The organism is Paenibacillus sp. FSL W8-1187, from assembly GCF_037965485.1.
Lineage (GTDB): Bacteria > Bacillota > Bacilli > Paenibacillales > Paenibacillaceae > Paenibacillus_O > Paenibacillus_O pasadenensis.
Genome location: NZ_CP150181.1, coordinates 3,277,314 through 3,295,308 on the forward strand (window position 1 = coordinate 3,277,314; position 17,995 = coordinate 3,295,308).

19 protein-coding genes are annotated in these 17,995 nt (G+C 64.5%); 4 read left to right on the forward strand and 15 right to left on the reverse strand.

The annotated features are described in order from the left end of the window. Window positions 1-3 precede the first annotated feature (3 nt). The 8 genes from NYE40_RS14220 to NYE40_RS14255 form a co-directional block, all read right to left on the reverse strand. Window positions 4-852, reverse strand: a complete 849-nt coding sequence (locus tag NYE40_RS14220; protein WP_153783784.1) for a PHP domain-containing protein — start codon at window positions 850-852, stop codon at window positions 4-6. Beyond that, window positions 843-1,754 carry a selenium metabolism-associated LysR family transcriptional regulator gene (locus NYE40_RS14225; protein ID WP_028596905.1) on the reverse strand — a complete coding sequence of 304 codons (912 nt, stop codon included), beginning with the start codon at window positions 1,752-1,754 and terminating at the stop codon, window positions 843-845. Before NYE40_RS14225 ends, NYE40_RS14220 begins: the two co-directional genes overlap by 10 nt. A 164-nt stretch (window positions 1,755-1,918) precedes the next feature. Beyond that, entirely contained in the window at window positions 1,919-2,356 is a 438-nt protein-coding gene (locus tag NYE40_RS14230) for a hypothetical protein (protein WP_028596906.1), read from the reverse strand. Window positions 2,357-2,594: 238 nt separating this feature from the next. Continuing rightward, a complete protein-coding gene (locus NYE40_RS14235; protein ID WP_028596907.1) occupies window positions 2,595-2,861 on the reverse strand; it encodes a YlbG family protein in 267 nt (88 codons plus the stop codon). Between the two features lie 92 nt (window positions 2,862-2,953). Next, the gene (locus NYE40_RS14240; protein ID WP_028596908.1) at window positions 2,954-3,415 is read right to left on the reverse strand and encodes a YlbF family regulator; all 462 of its coding nucleotides are present in this window, start codon (window positions 3,413-3,415) and stop codon (window positions 2,954-2,956) included. A 181-nt stretch (window positions 3,416-3,596) separates the two neighbouring features. Next, the gene (locus NYE40_RS14245; RefSeq protein WP_339278586.1) at window positions 3,597-5,492 is read right to left on the reverse strand and encodes a hypothetical protein; all 1,896 of its coding nucleotides are present in this window, start codon (window positions 5,490-5,492) and stop codon (window positions 3,597-3,599) included. Beyond that, a complete protein-coding gene (locus NYE40_RS14250; RefSeq protein WP_339278587.1) occupies window positions 5,489-7,183 on the reverse strand; it encodes a DNA repair helicase XPB in 1,695 nt (564 codons plus the stop codon). The genes NYE40_RS14245 and NYE40_RS14250 overlap by 4 nt, the downstream gene beginning before the upstream one ends. A 184-nt stretch (window positions 7,184-7,367) precedes the next feature. Beyond that, window positions 7,368-8,564, reverse strand: a complete 1,197-nt coding sequence (locus NYE40_RS14255) for an amidohydrolase (RefSeq protein ID WP_101809296.1) — start codon at window positions 8,562-8,564, stop codon at window positions 7,368-7,370. A gap of 165 nt (window positions 8,565-8,729) precedes the next feature. Here NYE40_RS14255 and NYE40_RS14260 point away from each other — a divergent pair, with 165 nt between their 5' ends. Together NYE40_RS14260 and ftsW are read left to right on the forward strand one after the other, a co-directional pair. Continuing rightward, window positions 8,730-9,077, forward strand: coding sequence for a YugN family protein (locus NYE40_RS14260; RefSeq protein ID WP_028596912.1), 348 nt, complete (start codon window positions 8,730-8,732; stop codon window positions 9,075-9,077). Window positions 9,078-9,091: 14 nt separating this feature from the next. Further along, window positions 9,092-10,300, forward strand: coding sequence for a putative lipid II flippase FtsW (gene ftsW, locus NYE40_RS14265; RefSeq protein ID WP_028596913.1), 1,209 nt, complete (start codon window positions 9,092-9,094; stop codon window positions 10,298-10,300). Between the two features lie 164 nt (window positions 10,301-10,464). Here the strand turns inward: ftsW and NYE40_RS14270 are convergent, their stop codons facing one another. Further along, complete coding sequence (locus tag NYE40_RS14270) at window positions 10,465-10,857, reverse strand: Asp23/Gls24 family envelope stress response protein (RefSeq protein WP_028596914.1); 393 nt, start codon at window positions 10,855-10,857, stop codon at window positions 10,465-10,467. A 177-nt stretch (window positions 10,858-11,034) separates the two neighbouring features. Between NYE40_RS14270 and cax the strand changes: the two genes are divergently transcribed. Then, complete coding sequence (cax, locus tag NYE40_RS14275) at window positions 11,035-12,114, forward strand: calcium/proton exchanger (RefSeq protein WP_043110728.1); 1,080 nt, start codon at window positions 11,035-11,037, stop codon at window positions 12,112-12,114. A 72-nt stretch (window positions 12,115-12,186) separates the two neighbouring features. Here the strand turns inward: cax and NYE40_RS14280 are convergent, their stop codons facing one another. The 4 genes from NYE40_RS14280 to NYE40_RS14295 form a co-directional block, all read right to left on the reverse strand. Then, the gene (locus NYE40_RS14280) at window positions 12,187-12,483 is read right to left on the reverse strand and encodes a YlaN family protein (RefSeq protein WP_028596916.1); all 297 of its coding nucleotides are present in this window, start codon (window positions 12,481-12,483) and stop codon (window positions 12,187-12,189) included. A gap of 148 nt (window positions 12,484-12,631) precedes the next feature. Next, window positions 12,632-12,874, reverse strand: a complete 243-nt coding sequence (locus NYE40_RS14285; RefSeq protein WP_028596917.1) for an HPr family phosphocarrier protein — start codon at window positions 12,872-12,874, stop codon at window positions 12,632-12,634. A gap of 117 nt (window positions 12,875-12,991) precedes the next feature. Then, a complete protein-coding gene (locus NYE40_RS14290; RefSeq protein ID WP_028596918.1) occupies window positions 12,992-14,107 on the reverse strand; it encodes an aminopeptidase in 1,116 nt (371 codons plus the stop codon). Window positions 14,108-14,191: 84 nt separating this feature from the next. Then, a complete protein-coding gene (locus NYE40_RS14295) occupies window positions 14,192-14,842 on the reverse strand; it encodes a hypothetical protein (protein ID WP_028596919.1) in 651 nt (216 codons plus the stop codon). Between the two features lie 280 nt (window positions 14,843-15,122). Between NYE40_RS14295 and rpsD the strand changes: the two genes are divergently transcribed. Beyond that, window positions 15,123-15,728, forward strand: coding sequence for a 30S ribosomal protein S4 (gene rpsD / locus NYE40_RS14300; RefSeq protein ID WP_028596920.1), 606 nt, complete (start codon window positions 15,123-15,125; stop codon window positions 15,726-15,728). Between the two features lie 137 nt (window positions 15,729-15,865). On the opposite strand, the gene NYE40_RS14305 is transcribed toward rpsD, so the two are convergent. Further along, a complete protein-coding gene (locus NYE40_RS14305) occupies window positions 15,866-17,413 on the reverse strand; it encodes a flotillin family protein (RefSeq protein WP_028596921.1) in 1,548 nt (515 codons plus the stop codon). Continuing rightward, on the reverse strand, window positions 17,413-17,952 hold the full coding sequence (locus NYE40_RS14310) for a protease (protein ID WP_339278588.1): 540 nt from the start codon (window positions 17,950-17,952) through the stop codon (window positions 17,413-17,415). The genes NYE40_RS14305 and NYE40_RS14310 overlap by 1 nt, the downstream gene beginning before the upstream one ends. Window positions 17,953-17,995: the final 43 nt, after the last annotated feature.

The following is a 17,995-nucleotide window of genomic DNA, read 5'->3' on the forward strand; positions in this document are numbered from 1 at the left end:
AGCCTACAGCCCCGCCGCGAGCCGCTCCAGGAGCGGAGCGGCATCGGCGGTCTTGGCCCCGACCGCGCTGTGGCGCTGCTCTCCTCCGCGATTCCCGTGATAGTCGGAGCCGCCCGTCGCGAACAGGCCGAACCGATCCGCGATCGCCGCGTAGCGCTGCTCCTGCCGTTCGTCATGGCTCGGATGGCTCGTCTCGATGCCGGCGAGGCGGCCGCCGGACGCCAGCCGCTTCACGATGTCGTCGCGGCCGTACAGGCCCGGATGGGCGAGCACGGGGACGCCGCCCGCCTCGATAATCCATTCGACCGCCTCCTCCGGCGCGATGCGCGGCAGCGCCGCATATCCCGGAGCGCCTTCGCCGAGATATCGGTCGAACGCATCGCGGATGCTCGCCGCCGCTCCTTTGGCGACGAGCACCGACGCCAGATGCGGGCGGCCGAGGCTGGCCGGCTCCGCGCCGGCCGCCCGAGCGGCCTCCATCGCCTCCTCGAGCGTAAGCTCGATGCCGAGCGCCTGCAGCCGCTCGACCATCCGCTCGTTGCGCCGCGTGCGCGCGCTGCCCTGGAGCAGCAGCCGCTCGCGCCAGAGCGGATCGTCGGCGTCCATGCCGTAGCCGAGCACATGAATGTCGATGCCGTCCTCGGAAGCGCTCAGCTCGATGCCGGGCAGCACCAGCAGGCCGAGCCGCTTCCCTTCGCGGACCGCCTCCTCGACGCCGGCCATCGTATCGTGATCGGTGATCGCCAGCGCATCGAGTCCGGCCTCGGCCGCCATCCGCGCGACGGACGCCGGCGAGTCGACGCCGTCGGAGGCGTTCGTATGCGCATGCAGATCCGCTCGAATCACAGCCACTGGCTCAGGTCCCTCCCCCGCAGGAAATTCAGCAGCGAGACGGCCGGCAGCGGCAGCACCGCCGACTTGAGATAGATGGAATAGAACTTGCGGCTGAAGTCGGCGTCGACGATCCGGACCGTCTCCAGCAGGCCGAGCGACAGCTCATGCTTGATCGACGAGGCCGATACGAACGACATGCCGATGCCCGCCTCGACCGCCGACTTGACCGCCCCCGTGCTGCCGAGCTCCATGACGATCTGCAGATCCTGCGGATGGATCGCCTGCAGCGTCATCTGATCCTCCATCACCTGACGGGTGCCGGAGCCCTCCTCGCGCAGCACGAGCGGGTACCCGATCGCCTCCGCCAGCGTCACCTCGCCTCGTCCCGCGAGCGGATGGCGGCGGCCGACGATGAGCTGCAGCTCGTCGCTCAGCACCGGCTCCGTCTGCAGGTCGGGATGGGTGATCGGCGCTTCGATCAAGCCGAAGTCGAGCTGATGGTTCTGGATGTGGTCCATGATCTGCGTCGTGTTCATCACCTTCATCCGGATCGAGATGTCGGGATGCTCCCGGTTGAAAGGACCGAGCAGCCGCGGCAGGATGTAGTCGCCGATCGTCAGGCTCGCGCCGAGCTGCAGCCGGCCCTTGAGGCCGCTGGCGTAACGGGCCATCGCGCCTTCGGCCTCGCGGATGAGGTCCATGCTCCGCCGGGCGTACGGCATGAGCACGCTGCCGGCGTCGGTCAGCTCGATGCGCTTCGTGCTCCGCAGCAGCAGCTTCGTCCCGAGCAGCTCCTCGAGCGACTGCACCTGCATCGTCACGGCAGGCTGCGTCATGTGCAGCGCCTGCGCCGCCGCCGAGAAGCTTCCTTTTTCGGCAACGGTATGGAAGATATGCAGCTGATGAAAATTGAGAGCCACCGGTTTCGCCTCCTTAAGCGACATTATACCGCAAACCGTGCCTTTGGGCATTTTCATAGGAAAAAGATTAAACCAACAAAAACAAGCCTTTTCATCGGGGGCTGAAAGGCTTGTTTTAATCCAAAGAAATCCATATTTGACTGAGGTTAGTCAAATTATTCTTTTTATCTGCGTTTCCGGCTGCTTTTTATCAGCGTCATCCGCCTGGAATGCCTGAGCCAGGAATAATAGGACTTCAAGTCCCTCAATTCGATCGTTTCCGACATCCGGCCCAGGAACGTGACGACAATCATCTTGTGCAGAGGCGTGCCCGCGAGGTCGAAATCCTTTTCGGAATCGGTGAATTCCGCGACGAACACGAGATCGTCGTCGATCAGATACACGTCCTCTTCCTTGCGGTAGTAGGGCTCGACCCTTCCCTGCTTGAGGCACTGCCAGATGAAGTCTGCGATATCCTCGTAGCCGGTCTTCTGGCTCTCCACCCGATCCGTCCAACGGTCGCGGGCATGGTTCGTAATGATGATGTCCGCCACGCGCTTGTCGCCGAGCTGCACGTGGAACGTCTCGTAGGTGCTCCATCTCTCCGTTACTCGATCCTTCACCTTGTCCACTCCTTCTGAGGAAGCAGGCCTTTATATCTATATATAGTTTAGGCTTATTCTACCATGACTATTTCCTTTTTCAAATATAAAATAAGTCCTCCCCATTATTGGCACATTTTGGATTATCAAGCGAGGCCTCTCCTCCTCTAGACGATTCGGCAAGCAAAAAAGCCTTCGCTCCCGAATCGGGAGCAAAGGCTTGAAGGCGCGCATCCGATCGTCCGCGCCAAACGGGAGGCTACATGCTGTAGAAGCGCGTCTTGTCCTCGGATTCCTTGGTGTACTCCGTCTTGAGCTCGCTGCGCAGCGAGCGCTCGATCTTCTTCACGTAAGGAAGCCGCTGCAGGTTGCGAAGCGTCTCTTCCTCGCGGTCCGCGTCCACGTAGACGACCGCATAGTGGAGGCGGCGGGAAATGAAGTGGACGTTGCCGTATTTCTCCAAACTGCGGGCGGCCTTGACGTCGCTCACCCAGACGATATGTCCCTTTCTCTGTTCCGAAAGCATGCTAGGATTCACCGTCCTGATCCTGTGTAAATGTCGGTCCGGCCTTTAAAAATTCGGTCACATCTGCTTCCTTCGGGGCATGCAGACACGCCCTAGCCGCAGCCGCCGCTTCCGCAGCTGCAGGAGCCGCCGCTTCCGCAGCCGCCCGTCGGCAGCGGGTTGTTGCTCGGCACCTTGATCGCGCTCGACACCGATTCGGCGATGAGCAGCGACACGTCGTAGAGCAGCGCGTCCACCTCCGCCTCCGTCTCCTTGTAGCGGCGGATGCTCTCCACCTCGGCCATCTCGGCCTCGACTTTTTTGACGGCGTCCTTGGCCGCATGGTAATCGGGGTGGAAGCGTCCGAAGCGCTCGCATTCGGCGAACAGCTCCTTGGCCTTGGCGAATTCCCGCTTCAGCCGAAGCGCCTCCGGGTCCTGTTCCACGCGGTCCTTCCAATATAGATATTCGGCGACAAGCGCCGACTGATTGATCGAATCGCCGAGCTCGTAGGCGCGCAGCACGAGCGGCGCCATGTCCAGCGGGGCAGGCTCCGCGAGGGAAAGATCCTGCATCATCCGCGATCACTCCTTTCCGCAGCTGCAGCCGCTTATCGCTTATCATAGCACAACCGCGAGCGAATCGGATACTGCCGCCGGCGGACTTTCCCGGCCGTCCGGCTGCCGAGGGCGGGCCTGTCCCGCAGCCAGGCCGCTGCGCAGGAGCTTGATCCCGGCGAAAGGATGCGGACGGGACTCAGCGCGGGAGAAGCAGGCGCAGCGCCGCCTTGTCCGCGGAATCCAGCTTGCCCGCCCCGGCGGGACAACCGCCGCTGTCGCGGAATCTGCCGCCGGCCGTCCAGCCGCCGCCCGGCTCGCGCTCGACCCGCTCCGGCACGAAAATGTGCCGGCCTTCGGCGGTCGACAGCTCGACCGGCAGTCCGATCCGCAGCGCGCTCTCGAGCAGCTGCAGCGCAGTCGAGGCGTGATAGCGGCGCGGCTTCTCGCACCAGGCGGCCGGCAGTCCCGGGCGCGACCGCTCCAGCTCGGTCCGCCCTTGCCGCGTAGGCTCGGCTGCCGGCAGCTGCTGGAGACCGAACGGATCCTCCGCCTGGGCGCAGGCCTGGCGCAGCTGGCCGCGCGCGGCGGCCGCCCCGGCGGGCGTGGCGGCCGGCTGCGGCAGCAGGCCCATGCAGCCCGCCCAAAACTTGTCCTCGCCGGACTCGGCGGCAAATGCGCGGACGCGCTCCGCACCGCCCGCAGCGGCCGCTTCGCTGCTCGCCGTCCATTCCCGGATCGCGCCGAGCGTTGCGGCCGGCAGCGGGCAGCCGCAGGCCTGCTCCAGCAGGCTCGCCAGCCCGCTTCCGTCCCCGCCTTGGCCGAGCCTCGCCAGCGAGCGCGGCGTCAGCCGGTAAGAGGTCAGCTCGCGCAGCTCCCCCCGCTCGGCGACCAGCTCCAGCAGCCAGATTGCGCGGTAGTCCGACCAGCTCGCCGCCCACAGCTCGCCTCCCGGCTGCGCCAGCAGCGGCTCGCAATCCGCCGTTTCCCCGTCCTGTCCGTCAAAAGCAAGCTGCATCCGCAGGACCGGCTCGCCATCATGCGTCTCGGCGAGCTCCGCCCAGCCGCAAGAGCGCAGCAGCTCGAGCCAGGCGCGCAAGCAGCGCTGCGCCGCCTCCGGCTCGCCGCGGACGCTCGCGGCCTGTTCCAGCTCCCGGATCCGGTACCAGCGGTCCGGCTCCAGCCCCGCCGTGGCGGAAGCGGCGGCAGCCTCGCTCGGCCCCTTCCGCAGCGCCCGGCGGGTCAGCGCGCGCAGCAGCGAGCTTTCGCGCTGCAGCATCGGCCGCTCGAGCCAGCCGCGCAGGCGCTCGCCGTCCAGCAGCCAGCCTTCGCCGCTCGCGGAGAGCCAGCCATGCTCCACCATCAGATCGAGCGCAAGCGCGAGCGGCGGCTCATACTCCAGCGTCCAGGCGGGCGGCAGCCGCAGCAGGCTCAGCCCTTCCTCCGGCAGCCGCAGCTCTTCCTCCAGGCTCCGGCACAGCTTGCGGTGCAGCCGTCCCTTGGCGGTGACGGCGAAGCCGTCGCGCGCCAGCTGCGCCGCCGCTCCGAGCAGCACCCGCGACAGCAGCCGCGTGCTGGCGCCGCCCGGCAGCTCCCGCACGCCTTGCTGCAGCGGCAGCGGCTCCGCCTGCGCGGGAAACTCCCGCTGCAGCAGGGCGAGCGCGTCCGCCTCGGGCACATGCACGATCCGCTCGCCCCAGAATCGGGCGCGCACCTGGGCGTCGCCGGATCGCGCAAGCGCCTCCAGCGCCGCCTCCGCTTCGAGGCTGGACCATGCATGCTCGGCGCAAGCGGCCTCCAGCAGCCGCCCCTCCTCCGCTCCGGCAAGCCCGTAGCGGCGAAGCAGCAGCCGCAGCAGCCGCGCAGCCGGCCGGCTGCGCTCCTCGGCGGCGCTGCCGGAGCTGCCGGCCGCCCCCTCCGCAGGAGCGCCCGTCAGGCCGGCAAGCGCGCTCCAGCCCGCATCGCCAGCGGACGGAGACGGCTGCGCTTCCGCCGCCGCTCCGGCGCCGTGAAGCGCCCCGCCAGACTTCCCGACGGGCGCGCCGCCCGCACGAACGGCCGGTCGGCTTCGTTCCCACGGCTTGCTGCCGCTCATCCGCTCCATCCCCTTTCCGCCGTTTCCGGTCCAATCGTCTCGTACGCATAGCCCTGCTCCACCATGAACAGCTGCCGCTTGAGCGCGAACTCCGTCTCCTTGGTGCCCGCGCTGACAACCGTATAAAACAGCGACGGCATGCCGTCCGCCTTCGGACGGAGCAGGCGCCCGATGCGCTGCGCCTCCTCCTGGCGCGAGCCGAACGTCCCCGACACCTGCACCGCGAGCGAGGCGTCCGGCAGATCGACCGCGAAGTTCGCGACGCGGGAGACGACGAGCCGCCGCAGCTCGCCGGCATTGAAGCGGCGGAACAGCTCCTCGCGCTCCGGCGCCGGCGTGCTGCCGCACAGCACCGGCGCCTCGAGCGCCTGGCCGAGGGCATGCAGCTGGTCCAGATACTGGCCGATGATGAGCGCGGGACGGTCCGGATGAGCGCCGAGCACCCGGTTCACCGCCTCCAGCTTCGCCGGATTCGAGCTCGCCAGGCGCAGCTTCGTCTTGCGGTCCGCGCGCTCGTATCGCTCGGCGATCGAGTCGCACAGCGGCACGCGCAGCTCGCGGCAGCGCACGCCCGCGATCCAGCCCTGGCGCTCCAGCGTCCGCCACGGCAGCTCGTACAGCTTCGGACCGATGAGCGAGAACACGTCCTCCGCCCGGCCGTCCTCGCGCACGAGCGTCGCCGTCAGGCCGAGCCGGCGCGTCGCCTGCAGCTCCGCCGTGAGACGAAAGACGGGCGCCGGCAGCAGATGGACTTCATCATAGATGATCAGGCCCCAGTCGCGGCTGCCGAACAGGTCGAAGTGGCCTCCGTCCGCCCGGGCTCCCGACGCGCCCTTGCCATGGGCGACGATCTGGTACGAGGCCACGGTGACCGGGCGGATCTGCTTGAGATCGCCCGTGTATTCCCCGATGTCGCTCTCCCGCAGCGTCGTTTTTTCCAGCAGCTCTCTTTTCCACTGCCGAACCGAGGTCGAGCCCGACGTCAGCACGAGCGTCGCCTGGCCGAGCCGGGCGAGCGCCGCCGCGCCGACGACCGTCTTGCCCGCTCCGCACGGCAGCACGACGACGCCGCTGCCGCCGGCTCCGTCCTCGCGGCAAAAGCGGTCCACCGCCTCCGCCTGATAGTCCCGCAGCTCGAACGGCCGCCCGCCCGCCAGCTCGCCGCGCAGGCGGATGTCAAGCGACTCGCCTGCCCGGTAGCCCGCCCGATCCTTCACCGGCAAGCCGAGCCGCAGCAGCTCGCGCTTCAGCTCTCCGCGCCGGTCGGCGGGCAGCTCCCATCCTTGCTCCGTCCGCCGGGCTGCATGCGATTGAAAAAACGGCTCCGGCAGCTCCTCCAGGAGCGCCTGCTCCCCGACGAGCAGCAGACCTCCCTCCCGGCCGCTCCGCAGCTCGAGTCCGCCGCAGCGCTCGACCCACTGCCGGATCTGCTCCGCCAAAGCGGCCGGCACCGAGTAGCGGGCATGGCGCCGCAGCGGCTCCAGCATCTGCTCCGCCGTCATTCCTTGCGAAGCCGCATTCCAGACCGGAAGCGGCCCGATCCGATAGTGATGAAGCGTGCCCGGCCGTTTGACGAGCTCGGCGAACCGCCCGAGCGCTTCCCTCGCCTCCTCCGCTGCCGGATGCGACTCGTCCAGCAGCACCGTGCCGTCCGCCTGCACGACCAACGGGCCGCTGCTTCGTTTCAGCATCGCCAGGGCTCCTTTCCCCAATCCTGTTTTTGACAGTATGGGGCAGCGAAGCCTGATTTTATGCCCTCTGTGCGCCCCTCCCTCCGCCGCGGCGCGCCAAAAAGCCCTTCTCCCCGCCTGTGCAGGCAGAAAAAAGGGCCGAGGGCCGCCGTACGGCGCTGCGGCGCCAGGCGCCGCGAAAAAGTCAGCCGTTCGCGTCTGCGAACGACTCCGCGCAGCCGATGAGCAGCAAGGCGGCCTGCTTCATCGAGCTCTCGTCGATGTCGAAGCGCGGATGATGATGCGGGTAGACGGCGCCAAGCTCCGGATTGCCGGCTCCGACGAAGACGAAGCAGCCGGGAATCCGCTCGAGATAGTAGGCGAAATCCTCGCCCGCCGTAATGAGCTCCGACAGGCCCGCGGCGTCCTCGCCGAACAGCATCGCCGCCGTCCGCAGGCAGCGCGCGGCTTCCGCCTCGTCGTTGATGACCGGCGGATAGCCTTCGCGGTAGTCGAGCCGCCCCTCGGTGCCGTAGCCGGCGCAGACGCTGCGCGTCAGCTCCCGGATGCGGGCGCGGATCTGATCGCGCACGCCGAGGTCGAACGTACGCACCGTCCCTTTGAGCCGGCAGTGGCCGGCGATGATGTTGCTCGCTTCTCCGGCCTGGAACGAGCCGATCGTCACGACCGCCGTCTCGAGCGGACTGACGTTGCGGCTGACGATCGTCTGCAGCGCCGTCACGAGCGCCGCGCCGGCGACGATCGCGTCCGCCGTATGCTGCGGCATGCCGCCGTGGCCGCCGCGACCGACGATGTCGATCGTGAACTCGTCCACTCCGGCCATGAACGCGCCGGCTCTCGTCTCGACCCGGCCCGCCGGCAGCGGGCTCCACAGATGCACGCCGTAGATGGCGTCGACTCCGCTCAGCGCGCCGTCCTCGATCATCGGCTTCGCTCCGCCCGGCGTCAGCTCCTCCGCCGGCTGGAACAGCAGGCGCCGCGTCCCCTTGAAGGCGCCCTGCAGCGACTCGTAGTAGGCCGCGACGCCGAGCAGGCCGGCCGTGTGCGCGTCATGGCCGCAAGCGTGCATGACGCCCGGCACGGTCGAGGCGTAGTCCGCTCCCGTCTCCTCCTCGATCGGCAGCGCGTCCATGTCGGCCCGCAGCGCGACCGTAGGACCTGGCTCGAGACCCGTCCATTCCGCGACGATGCCGAAGCCGCCGACGGCGGTCCGCACGCTGCCGCAGCCGATGTCGGCCAGCCGCTCCGCGATCCAGGACGATGTCCGCGCTTCCTGGAAGCTCAGCTCCGGATGGCGGTGAAGATGGCGCCGATGCTCCACCATCCGCGGCATGAGCCGCTCCAGCGTCCGCTCCGCCTCCAGACGTCTTTGGTTGTCCATTCCCATCTCCTCCTTGCTCTCACGGACTAGTGTACCAGAAGGCCGGCCGGGGGAGATAGAGCGCCGTTTCAAAAAAAGCCGCGCCCTTGCGCTCGACTTTGAAACATACTAATATGAATGATGAACGTGCATACAGTCTTTGCCAAGCTGCTGAGGAGGATATTCATGATTATTGAAAACACCGGCCTTGACGGAATGAAGAGCGATCTGGCTCACCTGGACGAGAGCGCGGAAAGTCTCGGATTCGTCCGCTGGCAGTGGGAATATTACCGGGCTACATACGACCTTAAGTTCGTCGACCGCAGCACGGACTTCGAGTACTTCCTGCGCTTGAATACCCGCGCCGTCGAAGGCAAGCTGGAAAACCCGGCCGCCGTGCTTGCGATCGAGCATGTCTACATCGGCCGCGCCACCTTCCCCCACGGAATGGAATATGAATCTGCCGTACCGCAGCCGATCCTGAGCGCCGCCAAGCAAAAGCTGGCCGAGCTGAAGCAAAAGCTGGCCGAATAAGGTGATGGTATGAAATGAAAGCAAACCCGGAAAGCCGCCGCGGCCGACCGGACTTCCTGCTTCTCATCCTGACGCTGGCGCTGGTCGGCTTCGGCCTCGTCATGGTTTTCAGCGCCAGCGCCAGCATCGCAGAGGTGGACAGGCGGTACGGATACGATCCGCTGCACTTTTTCAAGAAACAGCTTCTATTCGCCGGTCTCGGCACGGGATTGATGCTCCTTTTGATGAACTTCCGCTATCAGTTCTTCAAGAAGGGCTTCATCCTTTTTTTCATTCCGGCCATGCTCATGCTGCTCCTCGTGCCCTTCGTGGCGGATGAGATCAACGGGGCGAGAAGCTGGATCAACCTGTTCGGCTTCACCATCCAGCCGACCGAGTTCGCCAAGATCGCCCTCATCCTTTATCTCGGCTCGCTCATCGCCAAAAAGGGCGAGCGGTTCCGCAGCTTCAAGCGCGGCCTCGTGCCGGTCATCGTCATCGTCGCCGTCGTCTGCGGCATGATCATGCTGCAGCCCGACATGGGCTCCTGCCTCGTCATCTGCGCCTGCGCGATGATGATGATTTTCGCCGGAGGCGCCAACCTGCGCCAGCTCGTCGCCTCGGGTTTTTTCGGCGCCATCGCTATCGCGATCGTCATCGCGATCAGCTTCCTCGTCGACAGCGACGGCTGGGCATATCGGCTGGAGCGGTTCACCAGCTACCGCGATCCGCTCGCCCACGCGCTCGAATCCGGCATGCAGGTGAGCCGCTCGCTGATGGCGCTCGGACATGGCGGCTTCACCGGAGCCGGCCTCGGCCATAGCGTGCAAAAGGTCCAGTATCTGCCCTTCGCCTACAACGACTTCATCTTCGCGATCATCGGCGAGGAGCTGGGCTTCCTGGGCAGCAGCCTGTTCCTGCTCGTCTTCCTGATGTTCCTGTGGCGCGGCATCATCGTGGCGCTCCGCTGCCCGGACATCTACGGCACCGTCGTCGGAGCCGGCATCGTCTCGCTGTTCGCCATCCAGGCGTTCGTCAACATCGGCGGCGTCACCGGCGCGATCCCGCTGACCGGCGTCACGCTGCCGTTCATCAGCTACGGCGGATCGTCGCTGCTCGCCTCGCTCATCGCGATGGGCGTCATGCTGAGCATCTCCCGCGAGGCCAATCGGGATCCGGCGATCCAGACGTCGCCGAACGCGCGGCCTCGATCTGCGAAGCAGCCGATGCTGTCCGAAAACTAACGCTTCCGTCCTTCTCGGCGCCTCTGCCCGAATCACCGGCAGAGGCGCTTTCGCCTGCTCTTTTCGCTGTCTCCCCTCCGCCTTCCGCTCCTCGCCTGCGAGCGGCCACGCCGTCGGATCAAAAAAAAGCCTGTCCCGCTCGAGCGGGACAAGCAAAGGCGAAGCTATTTGATCGCACGGCTGGCGCCGGAAGCCGGCTCCTCCGCCGTCTCTTCCTTGAACATGACGCCGTCGACCTTGACGTTCACCTCGACGACATGAAGGCCGGTCATGTTCTCGACCGCCTCCCGTACGCCGAGCTGCAGCTGCCGGCATACTTCCTGGATCGGAATCCCATACTGCACGATGACGCGCAGGTCGATCGCAGCCTCCAGCTGTCCGACCTCGACCGTCACGCCCTTCTGGGCGTTCTTTCCGCTCAGCCGCTTGGCCAGCCCTTCGGAGATGCCGCCCGACATGGCGGCGATTCCCGGCGTCTCGAGCGCGGCGAGTCCTGCGATCGTTGCGACTACGTCATCTGAAATCCGAATCATTCCTGTTTCAAGATCTTCCGCCACGACGCTCCACCCCTTCGTTTGACTCCACTTTCATCCATTGTAAAGGATGCGCTCTCGGAAATGCAAGACAGTCCGGAAGCCGCTCGCCTCCGTTTACTTTAGTCCTTGAATTGGGTATAGTAAGATACATATTTTGCCGGGTCCCGACCCGGCTCATCCTTGCCAAAGAGGTGCATTATGGCCAAGCGTCGCCAGCTGTTCTTCGCCGGGCTCATCCTCACGTTCGTCGTGAGCGGACTCGCCCATTATCTCCACTGGAACGAGATGCTCCAGTTCGCCGTATCGGCGATCTCGGTCATCTTCGTCGCCGGCTTTCTCGGCCAGGCGACGGAATCGGTCGCCCATTACGCCGGCCAGCGGCTCGGGGGCTTCCTCAACGCCACGTTCGGCAACGCGGCGGAGCTGATCATCGCCATCTTCCTCGTGAAAGCCGGCTCGTTCGAGACGGTCAAGGCCAGCCTGACCGGCTCGATCATCGGCAACCTGCTGCTCGTGCTCGGCCTCAGCATCCTGCTGGGCGGCCTCAAGTTCAAGGAGCAGCGCTACAACGTGCAGCTCGCCACCCACAACTCCACGCTGATGATCCTGGCCGTCGTCGCCCTGTTCATTCCGGCGACGTTCGTCACGTCCGAGCATTTCAGCTTCCGCCAGGACCAGATCCTGAGCATCACGGTCGCGATCATCCTGATCGTCAGCTACCTGCTCTGGCTCGTGTTCTCGATGGTCACCCACAAGGACATGCTGTCCGAGATGGAGGACAAGGCCGAGGCCGGAGCGGACGCGCATGAGGAAAAGCCGCTCTGGTCCCTCAAGCGCTCGGTGCTCTACCTCGTCGTCGCGACCGTCATGGTCGCGTTCGTCAGCGAATGGCTCGTCGGCACGCTGCACGGCGTATCCGAGCGCTTCGGCCTGTCCGAGCTGTTCATCGGCGCCTTCGTCGTCGCGATCGTCGGCAACGCGGCCGAGCACAGCGCGGCCATCATGCTCGCGATGAAAAACAAGATGGGCGCCGCCGTCGAGATCGCCGTCGGCTCGAGCCTGCAGATCGCGCTGTTCGTGGCGCCGGTGCTCGTCCTCATCAGCGGCTTTTTCGGCCCGACGATGGACATTGTCTTCACGCCGATCGAGCTTGCCGCCATCGCCGTCTCGGTGTTCATCGCCAAGGCGGTTTCGAGCGACGGACGCACGAACTGGTACGAGGGCTTCCTGCTCGTCATGGTGTACATCATTCTCGGCTTCGCGTTCTACCTCGTGTAGCGCATCTAAGCAAAAAAGCGGCACCGCTGTCTGTCGACGCGGCGCCGCTTTTTCATTTGCCTTCGGTCCATCCTATAGAAGCTGGGATTTTTGGTCCAGCGCTTCGTACAATTGAGCCAAGTTGCGCTCCAGCTTGCTGATGATGGCCTTCCCTGCCGATTCCTCGATCAGGCCAGCCCGCACCGCAAAGTCTACTTCCCGGGAAAAACCGTACATCTGGGTATCCAGAACCTCTTCGTACAGAGGACATTTGCGGGTCGCAAGATTTTCCATCTGCACTTCGATGAGCTTCTCGATCTTGTTTGCGTCATCCTGCAGCAGTAGAACCGCCTTCTGATGCAGATGGACCAGAACTTCCGGTGAAGACATAGTTTCCCCCCCTGTGCGGATGTCTCGCCGTTGTTGTCATTGGTTTGCCTAATATCTCTAATAGTAGACGATTCGGGGGGAATACACAAGGACAAACAAAGAAGGCGACTCCGCCCGCATGACGGGTAGAGTCGCCCTTCGCCGGCATCTATTCGCCGATGATCGTAATGTTGAGATTGTGCTTGGCGAATACTTCGGCAAGCGCCTTTTTCGCCTCGTCGGCGTCAGGCCCGTGGACGTGAAGCTCGTAGGAATGCGTACCCACCAACGTCGTGAACAGGCCGAGGATGCTCTTCACGTCGATGTACTTGTTTTCGGCTTGAAGCACGATCGACGAGCGGAACCGGCTGGCAACTTGGGAAATTTCTACGATAGCCGCATTGTTGGACATGGGTATTCCTCCCTGTTAAAAAACTTAAGAAAACGTTTCCTCCATCATACTCCGAAACGCTCCCCCGTTCAAGATGAACAGGATATTTTTACCCGGAAGCCCATCTGCGGAATCCGCTTATTTCAATCGCTCGGGATTGAGCCCTTCCAGCTCCGGCAGCACGAACAGCCCGTCCTTGCGGATCAGCACGTCGTCGAAATAGATCTCGCCGCCGCCGTACTCGGGACGCTGGATCAGGACGAGATCCCAGTGGACCGCGGACCGGTTGCCGTTGTCCGCTTCCTCGTAAGCCTGTCCCGGGGTGAAGTGCAGCGAGCCGGCGATCTTCTCGTCGAACAGCGTATCGTTCATCGGGTGCAGGATGTACGGGTTGAAGCCGAGGCTGAACTCGCCGATGTAGCGGGCTCCTTCGTCCGTGTCGAGAATCTCGTTGATCCGGTCCGTATCGCTGCTCGTCGCCTTGACGATGCGGCCGTTCTCGAACGTGAAGGAGATGTTGTCGAACGTCACGCCCGAGTTGACGCTCGACGTGTTGTACGTGATCGTGCCCTGCACGGAGTCGCGGATCGGCGCCGTGTACAGCTCTCCGTCCGGAATATTGCGCTCGCCGGCGCATTTGACGGAGCCGATGCCCTTGATCGAGAAGCTCAGGTCCGTGCCCGGTCCGACGATGCGGACCTTGTCCGTGCGGTCCATCAGCTGCTGGAGCGGCGTCATCGCCTCCTCCATGCGGCTGTAGTCGAGGTTGCACACGTCGAAGTAGAAGTCCTCGAACGCCTCGGTGCTCATTTTGGCGAGCTGGGACATCGAGGCGTTCGGATAGCGCAGCACGACCCACTTCGTCTTCTTGACGCGGATCTCAGAGTGCACCGGATGGGAGTAGAGCTGCTGGTACAGCTTCATCTTGTCCTCCGGCACGTCCGACAGCTCGTTGACGTTTTCACCCGATCGGATCCCTATGTACCCTTGCATCTGCTTCATGCGCTCCTGGTCGAGCTTCGACCACAGCCCGATCTGCTCCGGCGTCGCGTGCAGCAGCATCGAGCGCAGCACGGAACGGTCGCTCGTCTCGACGAACGGACGGCCGCCGGCGCGGGCCACTTCTTCCACGAGGCATTTGGCCAGTTCCCGCTCCGGGCCGATCATGTCGATCAGGATGTTCTCGCCAGGCTGGACGCGCACGGAGTGGCGGACCAGATTGGCGGCTAATGTTTGCAGGCGCGGATCGCGCATGGCTGCATACCTCCTCGAATAGATGAATTCCGTTCCCATCCTATCACGAGCGTTCCTGCTTCTGCACGGCTCCGCGTCATCGCATCACGGTTCCGTCTCGAAGCGGAACCGCAGCGACCGCTCCTCCTCGACCCGCTTTCCGCCGTCGGCAAAAACCAGCCTGGACCGCTCCGTCAGCTCCACCGGCACGAGCCGATGCCGATCCACGACAAGCTCGCAGCGCATGTCGGCCGCCTGCAGCGGACGGGCCGCGGAGCTTGGCTCGGCCTGCGAGCGCAGCCGCTTGCTCCAGAGGCCCGACGCGAAGCTCGCACTAGGCTTGATGAGCAGCACTGCCTCTCCTCCGTCCGAGCGGGCCTCGTCCAGCCGGACGCTCGCCGCTCCATCCAGCAGCCCCTCCAGCAGCGCCGAAGGGTTGTAGCTGTCCTCGCCGTACCGGTCGCTCCCGTCGATCCGGACCGCCGCTCCCGCTCCGCTGGTCAACAGGCGAAGTCCGTCATGCCGGCGCACTTCGCCCTTCCACTCCTCCTGCCGCGCCGCTCCGGCACCGGACGGATCGGTCTCGATCAACGCGAAGCGATAGCTTTCCGGGACGGACAGCCCCGATACGGCGAGGCGCAGCAGCTCCCGCGGCGAGCGCTCCGCGGACGTTGCCGCGCAGCCGGCGAGCAGCGACGCCGCGGCGAGCAGCGCCAGCAGCGTATGAATTCGCTTTATGGGGATGCGGAAGGTCATCAAAAGCACTCCTCTCATTCCTGCGTTCCGTAGGATTTTCCCTCGCTTGCCCTTCCCTTATGCAGAAGCGGCGATTCCCTTGACATGTCGAGCATGAATCCTTTAAAATTAGTTGTTGAATATAGGCCAAAGGTTTTGTGACACCCTCATGGGTGCTGCAGCTGCGGGGGCAGCGGCTGAACTTCCCCTTCAGGTCATGGCTCGTCCATGTTCATGCAGCATTCGGCGAAACGTTGGACCCTTTTCAAACATTCCATTTGAAGAAGGAGCTACACCCAATATGTCACGTTATACAGGTCCCAAGTTTAAACTCAGCCGCCGCCTCGGCATCTCCCTGAGCGGCACCGGCAAAGAACTCGCGAAGCGCGCTTTCCCTCCGGGTCAGCACGGCCAAGCGAGCCAGCGCAAAAAAGTGAGCGGCTACGGCCTCCAGCTCGCGGAAAAGCAAAAGCTGCGCCACATGTACGGCGTGAACGAAAAGCAATTCCGCAACCTGTTCGACAAAGCTTCGAAAATCAAAGGTATCTCCGGCGAGAACTTCATGTTCCTGCTTGAGAGCCGCCTGGACAACCTCGTGTACCGTCTTGCTTTCGCCAACTCCCGTGCAGGCGCTCGCCAGCTCGTAGCGCATGGCCACGTGACGGTGAACGGCAAGAAGGTCGACATCGCTTCCTACCAAGTCCAGCCTGGCGATGTGATCGGCCTGCGTGAGCGCAGCCGTTCCCTCAAGCTGGTCAAAGAAGCTATGGAAGGCCGCCATCACCTGCCGGCGTACCTGGAATTCAACGAGCAAGCTCTCGAAGGCAAGTACATCCGCCTGCCAGAGCGCGGCGAGCTGAGCTCCGACATCGACGAAAAGCAAATCGTCGAGTTCTACAGCCGTTAATCCGACTTCGGATCAGCAGCCTCAAAAGCCTCGCGGCATATGCCGCGAGGCTTTTTTGCGCGCTCCTTGCTAGACGAAAAAAGCCGTTCCCGCCGCTAGGGCGGAAACGGCTCGCATTCCAGCATGAATGCGGAGGATCAGGACTTGCTCGGCGCCTCGGCTGCGGCCGCGCTCAGCGCAGCCGCGGCGGGCAGCGCCGGCTCGGCCTTCGGAAGCGACGCCGCAGCTGCCGGCGACGCCGATCGGGACGTCAGGCTGCGCATCAGCTCGTTGACGTCGATGCCGGCGACGCTCTTGAGCATCTCGGGAGCGGTCGCCATCAGGTCGGTCACGTAGTTGGAGAGGCGCGCCGCTCCGGCGCCGTTGCCGGTATCGACGACCGTCAGCTTGTCGATCGACTTGATCGGCTCCGCGACGTTCGCAGCCAGCTCCGGCAGCATCTTGACGATGATGTCGAGGACGGCTGCCTCGCCGAACTTCTCGAACGCCAGGGCGAGCTTTTCCTTCGCCTCGGCTTCGGCGAGACCGCGCAGCCGGATGACTTCGGCTTCCGCCGTACCTTTGGCGCGCTCGGCGTCGGCTTGCGCCTGGCCCTCGAGCCGCTTCTGCTCGGCCATCGCGTGAGCTTCCGCCTCGATGCGATATTTGAGCGCATCGGCAGCGCGGTACTGCCGCTCCTTCTCCGCCTCGGCGGCCTGCACGACGGCATACCGGTCGGCGTCGGCCTTTTTCTTGACCTCGGAGTCGTACTGCTTCTCGCGGCGCAGGATCTCCTTCGTCTCCAGATCGATCTCGCGCTCCTTGCGGACCAGCTCGACCTTCATCTGCTCCTCGACGACCTGCTGCTTGATGCGGGCTTCCTGGATCGTATACGCCTGATCCGCCTCTGCCTTGGCCGTATCCTGCTCCTTCTTGAACTCGGCCACCTTCAGCTGGTTCTGCTTGGACGCCTCGGCGATGTTCGTGTCGCGCAGCAGCTCGGCCTTCTGGCCTTCTTCCTCCGCCGCCGCCTTCTGAATCCGCGAGTCACGGAGCGCCTGAGCCTCGGCGATTTCCGCATCCCGCTTGACGGCGGCGATGCGCGGCTTGCCGAGAGCGTCCAGATAGCCGTGCTTGTCGCGCAGATCCTTGATCGTGAACGAGACGATCTGCAGCCCCATCTTTTTCAAATCCTTCGCCGCGACCGACTGCACCTCCTGCGCGAACTTGTCGCGGTTGCGGTACACTTCTTCGACCGTCATCGAGCCGAGGATCGCCCGCAGATGGCCCTCCAGCACTTCCTGAGCCTCGCTCTTGAGCGCCTCGACCGGCTTGCCCATGAACTGCTCGGCGGCCGTCGCGACATCCTCGATCGAGCCGCCGATCTTGATGATGGCGACGCCGTCGGCCATGACCGGCACGCCCTGCTCCGTGTACACCTCCGGCGTGGAGACGTCGAGCTTCATCGACAGCAGCGACAGGAACTCCACCCGCTGGAACACCGGCAGGATGAACGCGCCCCCGCCGCGGACGATCTTGATGCTCCGGCCGGAATCATCCGACGCGACATTGCTCGCGCCGAGGAAAGAACCGGTGACGACCATCGCCTCGTCCGGGCTCGCCGTCTTGTAGCGAGCCCAGAAAGCGAGGCCCAGCAAGACGATGACGCCGACGACAATCGAAGGAATTACGAGAAATTCTGGCATTACAGGTCTCCTCTCTCATTCATCATGGCGACCGAAAGCGCGTCCGGCTTCACCTCGACGACGACGACACGGCTGCCGGACGGAATGTCCCGGCTCTCAAAGCTCTCCGCCGTATGGTTCGTAACGCCTGCGCCGATCCGGATCAGCACCTCGCCGCATCCATGGGCGGGGATCGGAGTGATGACCTCGCCGATCATCCCGCCCAGCTCCCGGACCGAGTAGCCCGACGACGTCTCGCTGTTCCTCATCGGCTTCACATAAAGGAAGAACATCGCCGCGGAGCCGGCGATCGCGATCAGAACCGACAGGCTCGCCGTCGCTCCCGCGCCAAGCTCGGTGTACTTCTCCAGCATGAGGCCGGCACCGCTGAACGTGGTGATCCCGCCCGCCAGCGCCGCCGGCTGGAAAATGCCGCCGGCATCCGCCGAGAGGAAATCCAGCGCTCCGTCAAGCGCCGAGCCGAGCAGATCGCCAAGCACGACGCTGACGAGCGCGAACAGCACGCCGAAAGCCAAGCAGGATAAATATAGCGTCTCCATTTCACTCACCCCCCATTATTGGAAGCGATTGTAACCGCCTGGT

Bases quoted from the DNA above. Each gene is read 5' to 3' on its own strand.
- NYE40_RS14260 (WP_028596912.1), top strand. From the start codon at position 8,730: ATGATTATTGAAAACACCGGCCTTGACGGAATGAAGAGCGATCTGGCT.
- NYE40_RS14255 (WP_101809296.1), bottom strand. From the start codon at position 8,564: ATGGACAACCAAAGACGTCTGGAGGCGGAGCGGACGCTGGAGCGGCTC.
- NYE40_RS14285 (WP_028596917.1), bottom strand. From the start codon at position 12,874: ATGTCCAACAATGCGGCTATCGTAGAAATTTCCCAAGTTGCCAGCCGG.
- NYE40_RS14305 (WP_028596921.1), bottom strand. From the start codon at position 17,413: ATGCCAGAATTTCTCGTAATTCCTTCGATTGTCGTCGGCGTCATCGTC.
- ftsW (WP_028596913.1), top strand. From the start codon at position 9,092: ATGAAAGCAAACCCGGAAAGCCGCCGCGGCCGACCGGACTTCCTGCTT.
- NYE40_RS14240 (WP_028596908.1), bottom strand. From the start codon at position 3,415: ATGCAGGATCTTTCCCTCGCGGAGCCTGCCCCGCTGGACATGGCGCCG.
- NYE40_RS14295 (WP_028596919.1), bottom strand. From the start codon at position 14,842: ATGACCTTCCGCATCCCCATAAAGCGAATTCATACGCTGCTGGCGCTG.
- NYE40_RS14290 (WP_028596918.1), bottom strand. From the start codon at position 14,107: ATGCGCGATCCGCGCCTGCAAACATTAGCCGCCAATCTGGTCCGCCAC.
- cax (WP_043110728.1), top strand. From the start codon at position 11,035: ATGGCCAAGCGTCGCCAGCTGTTCTTCGCCGGGCTCATCCTCACGTTC.
- NYE40_RS14280 (WP_028596916.1), bottom strand. From the start codon at position 12,483: ATGTCTTCACCGGAAGTTCTGGTCCATCTGCATCAGAAGGCGGTTCTA.
- NYE40_RS14310 (WP_339278588.1), bottom strand. From the start codon at position 17,952: ATGGAGACGCTATATTTATCCTGCTTGGCTTTCGGCGTGCTGTTCGCG.
- rpsD (WP_028596920.1), top strand. From the start codon at position 15,123: ATGTCACGTTATACAGGTCCCAAGTTTAAACTCAGCCGCCGCCTCGGC.
- NYE40_RS14250 (WP_339278587.1), bottom strand. From the start codon at position 7,183: ATGCTGAAACGAAGCAGCGGCCCGTTGGTCGTGCAGGCGGACGGCACG.
- NYE40_RS14245 (WP_339278586.1), bottom strand. From the start codon at position 5,492: ATGAGCGGCAGCAAGCCGTGGGAACGAAGCCGACCGGCCGTTCGTGCG.
- NYE40_RS14235 (WP_028596907.1), bottom strand. From the start codon at position 2,861: ATGCTTTCGGAACAGAGAAAGGGACATATCGTCTGGGTGAGCGACGTC.